The 17,299-nt window shown below is 61.3% G+C and carries 11 protein-coding genes; 9 read left to right on the top strand and 2 right to left on the bottom strand.

All coding sequences use genetic code 11. The features are described from left to right. Positions 1-116 precede the first annotated feature (116 nt). From BZG29_RS20460 to BZG29_RS20420, 8 genes are all read left to right on the top strand, one after another. The gene (locus BZG29_RS20460) at positions 117-2,729 is read left to right on the top strand and encodes a chemotaxis protein CheB (RefSeq protein ID WP_150131012.1); all 2,613 of its coding nucleotides are present in this window, start codon (positions 117-119) and stop codon (positions 2,727-2,729) included. Then, entirely contained in the window at positions 2,726-4,849 is a 2,124-nt protein-coding gene (locus BZG29_RS20455; RefSeq protein WP_253192661.1) for a PAS domain S-box protein, read from the top strand. Before BZG29_RS20460 ends, BZG29_RS20455 begins: the two co-directional genes overlap by 4 nt. Positions 4,850-4,936: 87 nt before the next feature. Beyond that, a complete protein-coding gene (locus BZG29_RS20450; protein ID WP_366928669.1) occupies positions 4,937-7,093 on the top strand; it encodes a S46 family peptidase in 2,157 nt (718 codons plus the stop codon). A gap of 145 nt (positions 7,094-7,238) precedes the next feature. Then, entirely contained in the window at positions 7,239-10,013 is a 2,775-nt protein-coding gene (gene tssI / locus BZG29_RS20445) for a type VI secretion system Vgr family protein (RefSeq protein ID WP_077406958.1), read from the top strand. Positions 10,014-10,038: 25 nt separating this feature from the next. Next, positions 10,039-12,096, top strand: a complete 2,058-nt coding sequence (locus tag BZG29_RS20440) for a phosphatidylserine/phosphatidylglycerophosphate/cardiolipin synthase family protein (RefSeq protein ID WP_077406955.1) — start codon at positions 10,039-10,041, stop codon at positions 12,094-12,096. 2 nt (positions 12,097-12,098) lie between these two features. Next, positions 12,099-13,691, top strand: coding sequence for a tetratricopeptide repeat protein (locus tag BZG29_RS20435; RefSeq protein ID WP_077406952.1), 1,593 nt, complete (start codon positions 12,099-12,101; stop codon positions 13,689-13,691). A gap of 4 nt (positions 13,692-13,695) precedes the next feature. Next, the gene (locus BZG29_RS27925; protein ID WP_150131011.1) at positions 13,696-14,880 is read left to right on the top strand and encodes a tetratricopeptide repeat protein; all 1,185 of its coding nucleotides are present in this window, start codon (positions 13,696-13,698) and stop codon (positions 14,878-14,880) included. A 41-nt stretch (positions 14,881-14,921) separates the two neighbouring features. Continuing rightward, the gene (locus BZG29_RS20420; protein ID WP_077406942.1) at positions 14,922-15,455 is read left to right on the top strand and encodes a hypothetical protein; all 534 of its coding nucleotides are present in this window, start codon (positions 14,922-14,924) and stop codon (positions 15,453-15,455) included. Between the two features lie 3 nt (positions 15,456-15,458). Here the strand turns inward: BZG29_RS20420 and BZG29_RS27920 are convergent, their stop codons facing one another. After that, positions 15,459-15,950, bottom strand: coding sequence for a hypothetical protein (locus tag BZG29_RS27920; RefSeq protein WP_150131010.1), 492 nt, complete (start codon positions 15,948-15,950; stop codon positions 15,459-15,461). Positions 15,951-15,991: 41 nt separating this feature from the next. After that, on the bottom strand, positions 15,992-16,639 hold the full coding sequence (locus BZG29_RS20410; protein ID WP_077406936.1) for a TetR-like C-terminal domain-containing protein: 648 nt from the start codon (positions 16,637-16,639) through the stop codon (positions 15,992-15,994). Between the two features lie 67 nt (positions 16,640-16,706). On the opposite strand from BZG29_RS20410, the gene BZG29_RS20405 reads away from it, so the two are divergent. After that, positions 16,707-17,225, top strand: a complete 519-nt coding sequence (locus BZG29_RS20405) for a DUF2867 domain-containing protein (RefSeq protein WP_077406933.1) — start codon at positions 16,707-16,709, stop codon at positions 17,223-17,225. Positions 17,226-17,299 lie beyond the last annotated feature (74 nt).

Below are 17,299 nucleotides of genomic sequence, written 5' to 3'. Positions count from 1 at the left end.
GCAGGCGGAAAAACCTGCACCAAATTCGCGTTTTGCCGCGCGGCTAGAGTGCTAGAATGCAAGATTATCAATTGCCGGCCATGGCAAGGCTTGTCGAGGCTGGTTTCTTGCAGACGATGATAACCCGCAAACGCAGCAAAACCAGTCTGGCCGGTCTGCCGACCGTCCCTGAAGCGCCCACCATCGGTTTTCCCGTGGTGGCCATCGGCGCTTCAGCCGGCGGACTCGACCCTATTGTCGCTTTCCTGACCCATGTGCCGCTGGAAAGCGGCATCGCCTATGTCGTGATCCAGCACCTTGATCCCACGCAAAAAGCCTTGCTGCCGGAACTGCTGCAGCGGGCGACCAGCATTCCCGTCACGGAAATCACGCACCAGACCGCATTGCGGCCCAACCATATCTATGTGATTCCGTCGAATGCCGACCTGGGCCTGTCGAAGGGGCATTTCCTGCTCAGTGAGCCGCTGCAGTTGCGCGGACACCGCTTGCCCATCAATGCTTTCTTCGAAAGTCTGGCGGCCGAGCTGGGCGAACTTGCCGTGGGCGTGATCCTGTCGGGCATGGGCAGCGACGGCACGCGCGGCTTGCAAGCCATCAAGCAGGCGGGCGGCCTGACCCTGGCCCAGCATCCGGATACGGCCAAGTTCGACATGATGCCGCAAAGCGCCATTGCCGCCGACGCCGTGGATCTCGTCGATTTTCCCGACAAGATGCCGGAAAAGATCGTCAGTTACCTGTTTCGCAGCAGCTTTCTGGCGTTGCCGGGCAGGGAGCCGAGTGGACGCAATGCATTGCAGGAAATTATCGCCTTGCTGTCCGAACATACGGGCAACAGCTTTTCGGACTACAAGATCAATACGGTACTGCGCCGCATCGAGCGCCGCATGAGCTTGTACCAGATGACGTCGATGGAAGAGTACATTCCCTATCTGCGCAACAATCCTGCGGAAATCGACCTGCTGTTCAAGGAATTGCTGATCGGTGTGACGAATTTTTTCCGCGACCCGAAAGTGTGGGAATACCTGAAAATGGTGGTCTTGCCGCAAATGCTGGCGGCCCACCCGGACGGCCGCGCGTTCAAGGCCTGGATCCCTGCCTGTTCCACGGGAGAGGAAGCGTATTCGCTGGCCATGCTGTTCCATGAAGTGGTGGCTGCCAGCAACCTGCCGTCGAAGTACAGCCTGCAGATTTTTGCCACCGACCTGTCGGCTGACGCCATCGACCGTGCGCGCCAGGGCCGCTTTCCGCCAACGATAGTCAGCGAGGTGTCGGCCGAGCGCCTGGAACGGTTTTTCTTGCAGGACAAGAACGATTACCTAGTCAGGAAAGAGATCCGCAACATGATCATCTTTGCCCAGCAAAACATCATTTCCGATCCTCCGTTTACTAAGCTCGATATCCTGTGCTGCCGCAACCTGTTGATTTACCTCAATGCCAAGCTGCAGCAGCGTTTGATACCCCTGTTTCATTACGCCTTGAATCGCGATGGCGTTTTGCTGCTGGGCAGCGCCGACACTCCCGGACATTTTTCCGAGCTGTTCGCTCCGCTGACGACATCGACCCGGCTGTACCGTCGCCTCGACAACCTGGCGCGTCAGCGCTTGCTGACGTACTTTCCCACGAAGGTATCGTCGGCCACTCCTCCTACCCCCAGTGACACGAGAGAAGTCAGCATGCCCGGAAAAATCCAATCCCATGTCGAGCAATTATTGCTCCAGAAATATTCGCCTGCGGCCGCGCTGCTGAACCAGGATGGCGACATCCTGTATATCAATGGCCGCACGGGCGCCTTCCTGGAACCGGCGGCAGGCAAGGCCAACTGGAATATCCACGCCATGGCGCGCGACGGCTTGCGCTACGAGCTGGCGGGCCTCATCAAGCAGGCGTTGCAAAGCGAAAGCCTGGTGCGCCTGAAAGGCCTGGTGCTCAAGGATCACGCGGGACAGGCGCAGGGCGTGGATTTGACTGCGGAAGCCTTGCGCCAGCCCGAAGCGCTGCGCGGCATGGTCTTCGTCACGTTTGCCAGCGTGCCGCTGGCGGCTACTCCGCGCCGGGGCCGCTCGCCGAATCCCAAGGTGCTGGAACTGGAGCAGCAGCTGATCCAGGCACGCAATGAAATCCAGGCCGTGCGCGATGAAATGCAGACCTCGCGCGAAGAATTGAAATCGGCCAACGAGGAACTGCAATCGACCAATGAAGAACTGCAATCGGCGAACGAGGAGCTGACCACCTCGAAGGAAGAAATGCAGTCGTTGAACGAAGAACTGTACACGGTCAATGCGGAGCTGCAATCGAAGGTCGACGATTTGTCGCTGGTCAATAGCGACATGAAGAATCTGCTCAATAGTACCGACATCGCCACCATTTTCCTCGACAGCGAGCTGCGCATCCGCCGCTTCACGGCGCCGGCCACGCAAATCTACAAGCTGATCCAGACGGACTTGCGCCGGCCGCTCAGCGACATCGTCAACGACCTCGCCTACCCGAACCTGGAGGCGGATGCGCTGGAAGTGATCCGCAGCCTGGTGTTTTGCGAACGGCAGGTACAGACCAAGAACGGGCGCTGGTACAACGTGCGCATCATGCCTTACCGCACGGTGGAAAATGTGATCGATGGCGTGGTGGTGACCTTTATTAATATTACCGAGTCAAAGGTATTGGAGGCCCAGTTGCGCCAGATTCAGTCCGGCGCCGCGGCAGACGGGAAAGCAGGAGAGCGCGCGTCATGAGCGAACCATTCGACGACGGTAGCGGGCCGGCCAGAATGCGAGAGCAGGCCGAGCATTTGGCGGTGCAGCAGCACCAGCCCGTGCCGCAGTCGAATGAAGACGTGATGCGTCAGTTGCATGAGTTGCAGGTCAGCCAGATCGAGCTGGAAATGCAGAGCGCGGCCCTGGCCGAGCTGGAACAGCTGAAAAATGAATTTGAAAGCAGCCGCGACCGTTATGCGCAGCTGTATGAACAGGCGCCCGTCAGTTACTTTTCTCTGGCGCGCGAAGGCGTGATCACGCGTGTCAACGTGGCGGCTTGCGGCTTGTTGCAACGCGACAAGAACCGGCTGCTGGGACGGCGTTTCGAGCAATTCGTCGCCCCCCAGGCGCAGGGCGGCTTCCGGCGCTTCCTCGACGCCGTCTTCACCGGCGGCGCGCGCCAGGTGCTCGAAGCGCCGCTGTTCGAAGGCGAAGCGGGCGGCATGTGCGGCATGGTGCGCATCGAAGCCAATTACGATGCGGACAGCGCCACGGCGCGCATGCTGGTGACGGACCTGGGCGACGAGCATGCGCGCGAATCGGCCTTGCGGCGCGCTTTCGTGATTCTCGACAGCATACGCGAAGGCGTGCTGGTGACGGACAGCGCCAACCGCATCATTTCCGTCAACCCCGCGTTCACCACCATCACCGGCTACCAGGCGGAGGAAGCGATCGGGCGCGATCCGTCCTTCCTCGGCGGCGGCACGCATCTGCCGCATTTTTATGAAGCCATGTGGCGCAGCCTGCACCAGGATGGCAGCTGGTATGGCGAACTGGTGAACCGGCGCAAGAATGGCGAGCGCTTCGTCGAATCGCTGTCGATCACGCCGATGCGCAGCCCGGATGGCGCGATCAGCCATTTTGTCGGCGTGTTTTCCGACATTACCGAGCGCAAGCTGGCCGAGGCGGACTTGCGCGAACTGCACCGCGAGCTGGACCAGCGGGTGGTCGACCGCACGGCCGAATTGCTGCGGGCCAACCAGCACCTGCAGCTGGAAGTACACCAGCGCGAGCGGGCGCAGGAAGCCTTGCGCGATGCCGAGCGCTTCTTTCACGCCACCATCGATTCCCTGACGGACCGGGTGCTGGTGCTGGACCGGGCCGGCCGCGTCGTGCATGCCAACCAGGCTTGCCTGGCCTTCGTCGGGCAAACGCCGCAGCCGCTGCACTACCTGGAATTTTGCGAGACGGACCCGCGCTGGCAGCGCAGCGCCGGGCGCGAGCTGGCCGCCGGCATCCGCTCCGTCATTGCCGGCAACGCGGACACGTTTGCCCTCGAGTATGAGTTTGCCACGCGTTCTGGCCCCCGCTGGTCGCAGGCCAGGATCAGCCGTTTCCTCGGGGAAGGGCCGCTGCGCGTGGTGGTGGCGCACACGGACATCACCGAACGCAAGCTGATGGATGGCGCGCTGCGCCAGTCGCATGCGCAGCTGCGCCAGCTGGCGCTGCACCTGGAAACGGCCAAGGAAGACGAGCGCAAGCGCATTTCGCGCGATATCCACGATGAGCTGGGGCAAAACCTGCTGGCGCTGCGCATCGATATTTCCATGCTCAGCGCGCGCACGGAAGGCTCCCATCCGCTCCTGCACCGCCGGGTCGGCGCCGTGCTCAGCAACGTCGACACCACCATCAAGAGCGTGCGCGGCATCATGAACGAGCTGCGCCCGATGGCGCTGGACCTGGGCCTGCAAGCCGCCATCGAGTGGCAGGTGGGCGATTTCCGCAAGCGCAGCGGCGTTGCTTGCCAGCTGCTGATACGCGACGAGGCATTGTTTTCCGCCATCGGCAGCCAGGTCGAGATCGTGCTGTTCCGCATCGTGCAGGAAGCGCTCAGCAACGTCATGCGCCATGCCCAGGCCAGCCAGGTCGAGATCGAGCTCAGTTCGGATGCCTGCGCCGTGTACGTGGCCATCAGCGACAACGGCATCGGCATCACGCCGCAGCAGCAGCGCAAGAAGCAGTGCTTTGGCCTGATCGGCATCGCCGAGCGGGTGACGGCGCTGGGCGGCCAGTTTGACGTGGGGCTGCCGGCCTCGGGCGCCGGTTGCCGGCTGGCCCTGCAGATACCCTTGCAGGGGACGGGACGGCCGGCCGCCTGATACAGAAAATGCAATGGGATAATTTTTGCCGACTCAGGTCGCCTGGACAGGCTATACTTTCGCCTGCTTTTTATGGAGGAGCAAATCTTGTTCAAGACAATCGTATTACCAGTCGCCTTGCTGGGCGCGTTCGCCGGCGCACACGCTGACGAAGGGCAGTGGCAACCACACCAATTGCCACAGCTGAAAGCCGAACTGAAACGGGTCGGCATCGACATTCCTGCAGAAAAACTGGCCGACCTGAGCAAGCACCCGATGAGCGCCATCGTGTCGCTGGGCGGCTGCTCGGCCGCTTTCGTTTCCGACGCCGGCCTGGTGGTGACGAACCACCATTGCGCGTATGGCGCCGTGCAGCGCAATTCCACGCCGGAACACAATTACATCACCGACGGCTTCCTGGCCAAGACGCGCGCTAGCGAGCTGCCGGGCGGTCCGAACAGCCTCGTGTATGTGACGGACAAGGTGGAGAACGTCAGCGACCGCGTGCTGAAAGGCTTGACGGCCGACATGAGCGGCCGCGCGCGCCACGAAGCCGTGGAAAAGCGCATCAAGGACCTGATCGCCGAATGCGAAACGGACAAGATGTACCGCTGCTCCGTGCCCGCCTTCCACCGCGGCCTCGAGTACTACCGCATCCGCCAGATGATGATACGCGACGTGCGCCTCGTGTACGCGCCATCGGACAAGATCGGCAACTTCGGCGGCGACACCGACAACTACGAGTGGCCGCGCCACACGGGCGATTACTCGTTCCTGCGCGCCTACGTGGGCAAGGATGGCCGTCCGGCCGACCCGTCGCCCGACAACGTGCCGTACAAATCGAAGGATTTCCTGGTGGTATCGGCCGAAGGCTTGAAAGCCGGTGACGGCATCTTGCTGGCGGGCTACCCTGGCCGCACCAGCCGCTACAAGCTGCCGGCGGAAATCCGCTTCGCGCGCGATACGGCCTTCCCCCTGAAAGTATCCGAACTGCAAGCCGACCTGGCCGTGATGGCCGATGCGACGCAGGGCGACGCGGCCGCTGCCGTGCGCTATGCGAGCGTGGTGAAAAGCATCAACAACGTGCTGAAGAAAACCCAGGGCTTGCTCGACGGTTTCGCCCGCAAGGACATCGCCGCCATCAAGGACGTGCAGGATGCCGAGTTCCGCGCCTGGTACGCGAAACAGCCGAACGTGTCGACTACCCTGCTGGCCGAACTGGACGCGGCGATCGCCAGCGACATGGCCTTGAGCGAAGAAGAGTTCGCCTGGAGCGTGGCCACCAACAGCGACTTGCTGAAAAGCGCGCGCACCATCTACCGCCTGTCGCTGGAGCGCCAGAAAGCGGACGCCGAGCGCGAATCGGGCTTCCAGCAGCGCGACCTGGCCTTCATCAAGGCCCGCCTGGCCCGTCTGGAACAGTCGTATGTCAACAAGGTCGACCAGGCGCGTTTTGAAGCCGGTCTGAAGCGTTACGCGCAACTGGCGGCGAAGAGCCATCCGCAAGGCCTGGACGCGCTGCTGCCGGCGCCAGCTGCCGTGGCGGCCCTGTACCAGCAGACGCAACTGGCTGACACGGCCAAGCGCCTGGCCTGGCTGGAAAAGGACCAGGCCGCTGTTGCCCAATCCGACGACGCCTTCATGGCGCTGGCCATCAAGCTGCAGCCCGTCGAAGCGGCGCTGGAAGAGCGCCGCAAGGAAATCGACGGCAACCTGGAACGCGTGATTCCGCAATACATGCAAGCCGTGATTGCCTGGAAGAAAACACAAGGCAAGCCGGTCTATCCTGACGCCAACTCGACCCTGCGCGTCACGTACGGCACGGTATCGCCGTACTCGCCGCGCGACGGCATCACCAAGGGACCGTTCACGACCGTGGAAGGCATCGTCGAGAAAGTCACGGGCAAGGCCCCGTTCGAAGCGCCGCAAGGCTTGATCGACGCCGTCAAGCAAAAACGCTACGGCCAGTTCCGCGACCCGGTGCTGGGTACCGTGCCGGTCAACTTCCTCACCAGCGCCGACACCACGGGCGGCAATTCCGGCTCGGCCGTGATGAACAAGCGCGGCGAACTGATCGGCCTGAACTTCGATTCGACGTATGAATCGATCACCAAGGACTGGTACTTCGACACGGCCATCACGCGCGCCATCCACCTCGACATCCGCTACATGCTGTGGGTGATGAAGGAAGTGGACCATGCGGATAATTTGCTCAAGGAAATGACGGTCAAGTATCCGAAGTCTGTGAAAACTGCCAACAAGTAAGCTTCAGCTTGCGCCAGCGCAAAGCCGCATCCGCCCCAGGGCCGATGCGGCTTTTTTGCGTATGGCCAACTATTTTGAGTTCCATCAATATGCCAGCGTCCGCCATGGTTAGCATGGGTAGGGAGACAAGTCCGAAGGAGGCAATATGGATGATGGCGAGCTGGCAGCCGATCTTGCGCGCCTTTTCGGGGCGGGCAGACAAGTTCAGGACAGCCGCTTGCTGCGCATGGATTTTCCGCGCGAGGACGGTCCGCCCGATACCGCGCTGCTGGTCGACAGCTTGCGGGCACACGAGGAAATGTCACGCGACTTCCGCTTCGACGTCGAAGTGCTGTCCGACAATCTCCACGTTCCCCTGACGGCGATGATGGGACGCATGGTCACGATTTCGCTGGTGCGCGATGACGGCAGCTTGCGCTATTTCAATGGTTATGTCGGCGAATTTCGCCTGTTGCGCAGCGATGGCGGTTTCGCGTTCTACCAGATGGTGCTGCAACCCTGGCTGGCGTTTTCCAGGCTGCGCATGGACAACGTCTCGTTCCACGAACGCACGGTCATCGACATCAGCGAAACGACCTTCGATCATTACTTGCAGCGCGACTGGCAAAACCGGCTGCATGAGGAAAAAGCGATATTAAGCTGCGCCAACCAGCATAATGAAACCGATTACAACCATCTGCACCGGCGCTGGGAAGACCAGGGTATCCATTACTGGTATGAACATCGCGCCGACGGCCATACGCTCTGTCTGGGAGACAATACCTGGCTGAACGACAGCATCGATCCAGGCGACGGCCATGCCAGCGCAGCCGACGAGATGGCGTTTCGCAGCGACGCCGGCTCGCTGGAGCGCGACGGCATACGCGATTGGCAGGCAATACGCAAGATCGCTTCAGGCTCGCTCACGCTGGCCAGCTTCAACTACAAGCATCCGTATGCCAGCCGCGCCAGCGGCTATGCGCTGCACCAGCAGGGCGACGTGTTTGCCCATGAACTGTATCAAAACACCGGCTATGGCTATGCCGGCATGGGCGACGGCGAAGCGCTGGCGCAACGCCGCCTGGAGGAGCATCACTGTCAGGCGCAATACTTCGACGCTGGCGGCAATCACCGCTGCGCCCAGGCCGGGCGCAGTTTCACGCTGGGCGGACACTTCAGCGGCACGCCATCCATGCCGGCCAGAGGTGAGGCGGCGCGCCCGGACGTCGGCTCGCGCGAATACCTGATCCTGTCGGTCGATCATCTCGCCAGCAACAATTACCAGGCAGGCACGGGCGCGAAGTCGCATTATGAGAACCGTTTTAGCTGCATCCGCAAGAGCATCCGCTGGTATCCGGGGCGGCAGTTCAACAGCGCGCCTTGCGCCTTGCCCGGCGTGCAGACGGCGATCGTCACCGGGCCGGCAGGCGAAACCATCCATACCGATGGGCTGGGCCGGGTGAAGGTGCAATTCCACTGGGACCGGCTGGGCAAGTTCGACGCGGGCAGTTCGCCATGGATCAGGGTCATGACGCCATGGGCGGGCCAGGCGTTCGGCCAGATCGCGCTGCCGCGCATCGGCCAGGAAGTGCTGATTCAATTTCTCGACGGCAATATCGACCGTCCCGTCATCGTCGGCGCGGTGTACAACGGCAACCATGCACCGCCTTGGAACTTGCCGGGGCAACGCATGCTGGGCGGCTGGCGCAGCGCCGAGCTGATGCCTGGCGGCGGCTACGGCGTGCGCGGCAACCAGTTGGTACTCGACGACACGCACCAGCGCATCCAGGTGCAATTGAAAAGCGATCATCAGCACAGCCAATTGTCGCTCGGCTGCATCAGCCGCATCGAAGACGCCAGCGGGCGCAAGGATGCGCGTGGCGAGGGCTGGGAACTGGCGTCAGACGCCTGGGGCGTGGCGCGCGCCGGCCGCGGCATGTTGCTGACCACCGAAGCGCGCCCTGGCGCCGCCTCGCATATCAAGAGCATGGATGAAACCTTGCGCCGGTTGGCCGAGGCTGCTGAGCGGCACAAGGCGCTTGCCGCCCTGGCACAGCATTACGGCGCGCAAGAAAGCGCCGCCCAGCAGGGTGCCGCCGCCGATGTGCTCAATGCCCAGCATGCCGCGATCAAGGGCGGTGCCGGCAGTGGCGAAAGCGCATTTCCCGAACTATCCAAGCCGCATCTGGTGCTGGCCAGTCCGGCCGGTATCGAAACGACGACCGCGCAATCGACGCACATCGCCAGCGCCGAGCACACGGCGCTGACGGCCGGGCGCGACCTGTCGATGGCGGCCGGCGGCGGCCTGTTCGCCAGCATCGGCGCGGCGTTCCGCCTGTTCGTCCACAAGGCCGGCATGAAACTGATCGCCGCAGCTGGCCCGGTGCAGATCGCGGCGCAAACCGATACGGTCGATATCGTCGCCAACAAGGTGCTGGAATTGATCAGTCAGACCGACTGGGTGCATATTCGCGGCCGCAAAGGCGTGCGCCTGCATGGCGCCAATTGCATGCTTGAAATTAGCGACAAGGTACAGTTTTTTACCGCGTCGCCGACGCTGTTCCATGGAAACCTGGAAACCCTGGCGCCCAAAAACCGGCCGCAACCGGAGTTGGAACCGCCCATCGCGCCGGTAGCGGGGCAGTTGCAGCATACGATACAGGCCCATGCGGATGGCGGGCAATACGCGCACGTGCCGTACACGCTGTACAACGGGGAAGCCGAGGTCGAGCAAGGCCTGACCGACGAATTCGGCCGCATCCTGATCGCGCATCAGGACGGCACGCCGCGCTACCGTGTCGTCCTTGGCAATGGCGAAGAGTTTTTATTGCAAGCGAGCGCACGCTTCGACCCGGACGCGGCGCCGGACGGCGAACACACGCTGTCGAACCGCGGCTTGCGCGCGTTTGACGACACCGCCGACGGCCGCGGGGTTCAATGATGCACGACACTGACTGGAGAGCGCCATGCCGGAATCGAGCGGCCGCATCGAAACCACCCATATCGACGAAGTCGGACGGACTGCGACCAGTTCGCTCCAGTGGCTGCTGGAAAACCGCAACCTGAAGGGCAAGGCCACTCATCCGATTACGCATAACAACAAGCTGACACTGTTCATTTGCGGAGAGGAAGGGTTCGCCGACATCGCCGGCGAGATCGCCAAGGCTGAAAAGTCCATCGACCTGTGCTGCTGGGGTTTCGACCCGGGCATGGAACTGGTGCGTGGCAACAGCGCCACCTGGCCGCGGGGCGAAACGTTTGGCGACTTGCTGATCGCCGCCGCACGGCGTCACGTCAGGGTGCGCCTGCTGATCTGGCATGACCGGATCGGTTCGCCGATAGCGCGCACTATGCCGGGCTATTCGCATGACGCATCATCATGGAAAGCCGATGGACAACGCTTTGATGACGTCAGCGCAAAAGCCAGCCTGGCGATGTTGCACGATGCTGTCCAAAAAAAGAAACATATTTTAGGCAACGGTTATTGGGGCGAGTACCTCCGGCCCGAGGATATGCCGATGATGGCGCGTCAAGAATATTGTTACAGCTGGTATACGGCCGCTTTCAAGGGCCTGTTTGGTGGCCTGGAGATCCGCTTGCGGCACGGCGACAGCGGCGCGATCGGCAAGAGTATCGCGACCGAGATAAACCAGCCGCACGGCTTGACGATGGGGGAAATCGAAAAGCCCGGCATGCAATATCTGGGCACGCACCACCAGAAGCCGGTCCTGATCGATTTCGATCACGAAGAGGGGGCCAAGGCCGTCGGTTACGTGATGGGCCTGAACTCGGTGACCGATTATTGGGATACGACGGCCCATCTGCTCGACGATACGCGCCGCGAACAGGGCGGCGTCAACGAGCGGCGCGAGTGTGTGCAGGGAGTGGCCGAGGACGGCGGCTTCGCCACCTTGAAACCCTATCAGGATTACGCCTGCCGCATCGACGGCGGCAAGGCGCTTATCGCGCTCTACAATAATTTCGTGAAGGCGTGGGATCGCGCGTCTGGCGATCGCACGCATGGCGCCGCCACTGCCAGCGTGAGCCGCGAATTGCCACATGGCAGCCCGCCGGCGCGGCTGTTGCGCAAGGCCGGACCAAGCGACTCCACCGTGCAGATCGTCCTGACGCAGCCCGAGGAGCAAGACAAGACGATCAAGGAAACCTATTTTCGCGCCGTGACCCAGGCCAGCCTGGCGGCCGGCTACCTGTATGTGGAAAACCAGTATTTCCAGTATGAAGAATGGGCCCGGCACTTGCTGGCCGAGCGCAAGAAGGTGGTCGCCGCCTGGAAGGCCGGAAGCCTGAAAGCTGGCAAGACCATGCGTGATATGCCGGTCATGCACGTATTCATCGTCATTCCCGTGCCGGAGCGCGCGCAGATGGTGCCGCGCACCCACGACACGCTGGCTGCGCTGGGGCAGCATGCCGGCATGACGGGGCAAAACACCATGATCGACGACTATAACAAGCGACCGAAAACCCGGCGTGTCAGGGCCGGATTCGGCATTTCCACCGAGGCGGAAGTCAAGTTGCCCGACGTGGTGCAGCATTCCAACGGCATCAACAAACCCGGCGCGATGACGCTCGAAAGCGAATTCGGGCTGAAGGTGTCGGTGGCCATGCTCAATGTCAGCGCGTTTGACAAGGACCGCTGGCGCTACCGCGAAATCTACATCCATTCCAAATTGATGCTGGTCGACGACGTGTTCATGACGCTGGGCAGCGCCAACCTGAACCAGCGCAGCATGGCCGTCGACAGCGAGATCAATATCGCCACTGTCGATCACTGCGTGGCCCGCGATTTGCGCAAGCGGGTGTGGCGCATGCATAGCGGCGGACTGGTTGATGGAGGGGGAGGGACGAAGGCGGAGATTGTGGATGCTTATCGGAAGTGGGTGGAGCTGATGGGCGCAAATCGCAAGAAAAAATGGGATAAATCTGAAAATGCACTTTTAAAGAAAATGACCGGTTTCCTGCTGCCTCTGGAAGACAAACGCAGCTCCACCATACGCCTGGGCTGATCATGAGTAAAAAAAATATCGTCTTCTTTCGCCTGCCATTTCTTGCGTTGGCAGTTCTTCTCTTTGTTCCTTTGATTGCCTGCAAAATGCCTAACGACAAAGTCCTGCCACGGAACCAGAGTCTGCCCCTCTTCAATCCGCATGCTCCTGACTTCATTTGCGAAACCGAGGCGAGCAAGGTGCCGCCCATCGATGCGCAAGCCGAGGATTGGTTCCTCGAAGCGCGCGCCATGGAAGATCCTGAAATTTTCGTGGAAGACCGCGATTACAAAAAAATCGTCGCTCTGACGCGTCAGGCGGCAGAGCGATTGCACTGGAAGGCGATGCTCAATCTGGCCAGCCTGTATGTGGAAGGGCGTGATCCTCTATATGGTGAGGAAGAAGCGGTGCAACTGGTGGAAAAGGCGATGCGGCTGGGCATACCTGCCGCCTATGACCGGATGGGGACGTATTACGCGAATGGCACGGGCGTCAACGGCGACATCACGCGTGCCTATGCCTTTTGGCAAAAGGCGGCGCAGATGGGTAACCCCCAAGCGCTGGGTTTTTTAGGAGAAAAACTCACTGCGGGGAAGGATTATCCGGGTGCTGAAATGTGGGGGAATATTCCTGTGGCAATCAAGATGATGGAGTGTGCGCTGAGGCAGGGATATGGCCCATCCGCATATGATTTATCTTATTTATATGTTGTATTAAGAACGCCTGACGGCACGTCTGATGGGGAAAGAACAAATGAAACCAAAGAGCGTGCCTTGCAAGTATTACATACCGGAGTAAGGCTGGGCTGTGAGAAATGCGCAAACAAACTCACGATTGAATTCGGCGATCCGTTTGATCTTGCAAATATGCTGGTTCCGTACATTGATAAAGCGCGAGCGGAACGTTACGGCGTACTTAGCCGTGAACTGGGATTCAATCCCAATGCGCGCTTTCCTAATCTGGACAAGGTCTTGCCGCTCCCGCCAGCCGATCTGCCGCCCTGGAATGGCGACAGGGATACCTTGCTGCATGCCGCCAAGGGTGTCCGCCCGCCGCTACCCACCCCGCAGCCAAGCGCCGCCGCGCTGTTGCAAAAACCATATTTCCTGGCCGCCGACTATGCGCTGCGTCCCGCCGGCTTGCACAGCGACGCGCCGACTGCGCCGTTTTCTGCATACTGGCAACCCGCCCAAGGGCAAGGAGTGACGGAACCGGCCCGGCTTTTTGGTGAGGGCGAAGAGTTCCGCCATTTCAGCATGCTCGATGCCGCTGGCAAGAGCCGTTACGGCCCCGTGACGTGGGAACAGTGCCTGACGATACGGCACAACCATGGCGCCGTGGAACCGCGCGCGGCGCGCGGTTTGCTGCGCGAGGTGGCGCGGCCCGAGCCTTTGTTGAGCTGCGCTTGCGGGCAAGCCTGTCCGGTCAGCGGCGTCTGGCAACCGTGGGTGGCGGCCGACCATCCGCTGCAGGCCATCGTCAACCAGTACTGGCGCCAGGTGTGGCTGAACCAGGGCGCACCGTTCCCGCGACCGCGCCGCGACTGGCTGCTGGACTTGCCAGATGGCGACGTGACGTGGCATTTGATGGATGCGTCCCTTCCTGATCTTGGGTAACGCAATGGATAGCAATCAATCCAGCATGGCTGGCTCAAGAGGACGCCTTGCGTCGCTTATTGTCTTGTGCTGCCTGCTTGCCTGCAAAATGCCTAACGACAAAGTCCTGCCACGCAACCAAAGCTTGCCCCTCTTCAATCCGCATGTTTCGGATTTCATTTGCGAAACCGAGGCGAGCAAGGTGCCGCCCATCGATGCGCAAGCCGAGGACTGGTTCCTCGAAGCGCGCGCCATGGAAGATCCTGAAATTTTCGTGGAAGACCGCGACTACAAAAAAGTCGTCGCCCTGACGCGTCAGGCGGCAGAGCGATTGCACTGGAAGGCGATGCTCAATCTGGCCAGCCTGTATGTGGAAGGGCGCGATCCTTTATATGGTGAGGAAGAAGCGGTGCAACTGGTGGAAAAGGCGATGCGGCTGGGCATACCGGCGGCGTATGACCGGATGGGAACGTATTATGCGAATGGCACGGGTGTCAACGGCGACATCACTCGCGCTTATGCCTTTTGGCAAAAGGCTGCACAGATGGGTAACCCGCAAGCGATGGCATTTTTGGCGCTTAAATTAAAAGTGGGGCCACGTAGTGAGGGCGCGGGCTATTGGTCGAATATTCCGGTAGCGACAAAAATTTTGGAGTGTGCTTTTGGCCAAGGAAATGGCCTAGCAGCTTATCAATTGCATTTTCTGTATTTGTCTCCGAGTGCTGCTACTGGAGAAATAATTGGACCGCGTAACGCTGAAACAAAAAATCGTGCATTAAAGGTGTTGCATGAGGGTGTTAAGTTTGGTTGTGAGGATTGTGCAAATGCATTGGCAATTGAATTCGGTTCACCTTTTGATCTTGCCGATATGCTGGCGCCATATGTGGACAAGGCTCGTGGCGAGCGATATCGTATGCTTAGTAATGCCCTCGGCTTCAACCCCAATCGCCGCTTCCCCAACCTCGATAAAATCCTGCCATTGCCACCGGCCGATCTGCCGCCGTGGGATGGTCAACGAAAGAGCCTGCTCGACGCCGCCATGGGTGTGCGTCCTCCGCCCGCAACCCCAAAGCCAAGCGCCGCCTCGTTGTTGCAAAAACCATATTTCCTGGCCGCCGACTATGCGTTGCGCCCCACCGGCCTGCGGTTCCGGCATGGCCCCGCACTGTTCATGCGCCACGACCTGCCGCATTGCCTGCGCCACGTATAATTCCTCCACTATCCACCGCTATTCTTTTTCGACAGGTTCCCATGCCCCAGACTCCCGATTTGCCGCCGGATTGGCACGCGTTTGAAACAGCCTATGACGTTGAAGCAACCTGGTTCAGGCTGGCCAGCGCCTCGCTGGCGCTGCTGGGCGCGTCCGCTTTCAAGGATCAGGCATTTTCAGCCTTTGCCTTCAACGCCGTATCGTTCCCGTCCATTTCGCTGAGTTTCGACACCGATCCCGGTAACAGGGCGCGCGATTACTATCCTCCGGACTGGTCGAACGAGTGCATGGAAGCCGACGTGCCGGAAATCGGGCAATTGTGGGACGAGGGCTATGCAAGGATCGAAGATGCTTTAAGCGAGCTGATCGACGCTGCCGATGACGAGTTGCTCTGCGCCATCGAGGAAGGCTATCTGCATAGCCTCAGGAAAACCATGGTGCGGCTGGAAACGCGCCGTGCTTTTGAGCAGATCAAGACGTGTGCGCCGTTCTGGACCGTGGTCACGCAAATCGATGCCGATACGGAGGAAGAGGAGCGCCTGCTCGAACAGGTGCGCCAAGGCCTTCTGGCGTAAGCGCTATATCAGGGCTTGCCAGGCCCGGACTTCTTCGTCCGTGAGCGTCGGCCCCCAGCCGCCACGCAGCGCTGCATCGTGCTGCACATAGTGCGCAAGCGGCGGCACGGCCACGCCATGCCTGGCACAGATTTCAAGCACGGCTTCCAGCTGGCGCCGGCTGGCCGGAAGGTCATCGCCATGCCAGGTACAGGCGCTCGTTTCCAGCACATGCTGCACCAGTGCTTCCAGCGCGCCCAGCAGGTGCCCCGGCAGTGCCGCGCGCACGTCTTCCGGCCAGGGATCGCCCATGCCCGTGACAGCCAGGGACGCAAAGCCTCGTTCCCAAGCCGCAAAATCCCTTGGCCCGACCTGCGCCACTTTCCACACGTGAGCGGAGAACGCGGACAGGGCGGGATGATGCACATCAAAGCGCCGGCAAAAGCGTTGCAGGCACGTGGCGGCAATGCATTGCCTGGCGATCACGGAGAGTGTGTCTATCGATATGTTGTGCATGAGTCAAAAGCTCCTGAAGGCGGCGCCTGCCGATAAGCGAGTCAATTTGACTGTATGACGGTTGTCCCGCATGGCAAGGCAGCCTGCCGCAGTGCCTCCACCGGCAACTGAAAAAAGCGCGGCACCATGGCCGGCGACAGGTCGTCGCCGCCGTCCGCCATGGCCAGGCGGCCACTCAGCAGCAGCATCACGTAGCCGTGGCCCAGCGACCAGCCGGCGCTGGCGGCGGCCTTGTCCCAGCGCGCATCGAGGCCCGCTTCGCGCACGGCCGCGCCTGCCGTCTGCAGCACATATTGAAAGCACGCCTGCGCCGCTTCCTGCAGGGCGGGGAACTGGCGCACGTCCTGGTGCTCGAACATCAGCCGGTAGTGGGCCGGCGCGGCCAGGGCGAATTCGATGTATTGCTGGCCCAGCAGCTGAAAACGCTGTTCGGAAGGCAGGCTGCCCTGCGGCGGCAGTTCGGCCTCCCATTTGGCGATCAGGCTGGCGAAGCCGGCCGCCGCCGCCTCGGCCAGCAGGGCTTCCTTGCTGGGGAAGTGGCGGTACACGGCGGCGACCGACACGCCCACCGTGCGCGCCAGTTCGCGCAGCGACAGGGCCGCGTCGTGCTGCTGCGCCAGTTGCGCGATGACGGTGGCGACCAGGGTGTCGCGCAAGTTGCCGTGATGATAGGTGCTCGTTGTTGTCATTCTATGTTATCGCTGTTCACATCGTCGTGTATGATAGGCATGTTATCACTGAAAACATGGAGAGCACATGCATGAGATGAACATTGCCGTCCGCAGCGTGGACTTGCCGCCAGGCGCCAGCATCGCCCCGTTGTATCCCGGCAGCAATCTGGCCGACGCGTACGCCGTCGATTTACCCACCGCGCAGGCGCGCCAGATGGACATGCAGAGCCTGGCGCGCCAGCTGCTGGGCAAGCAGCCGGGCTGGGCGCGCAAGCTGATGGTGCTGCGCGACGCCATTGTGGCGCGCTTCGGTATCCGGACGGCAAAACAGATGGAAGCGCGGCCAGGCAAGCGCATCGGCATCTTCCGCATCTATGCCGTCAGCGATGACGAGATCATCCTGGGCGAGGATGACAGCCACCTCGATTTCCGCCTGTCCGTGCTGCGCAACCGCGACGCGGGCCGCCATGGCAGCGTGACCGTCTCCAGCGTCGTGCATTGCCATAACCGGGTGGGGCGCGCCTACATCCTGCTGATCCGCCCGTTTCACAAGCTGATCGTGCGGCATTCGCTGGCGCGCGCCGCCAGGGCGGGCTTCGTCTGAGGCGGGAAGGGCGGCGGACGGCAAGGGCAATCTTGCTTATTCATGGCCGGTATTGCATACTGCACCACCAGCCT

Origin of the sequence: Janthinobacterium sp. LM6 (genome assembly GCF_002002885.1) — a bacterium.
GTDB classification, from domain to species: domain Bacteria; phylum Pseudomonadota; class Gammaproteobacteria; order Burkholderiales; family Burkholderiaceae_D; genus Janthinobacterium; species Janthinobacterium kumbetense.
This window is presented reverse-complemented; position numbering and strand designations above follow the sequence as displayed.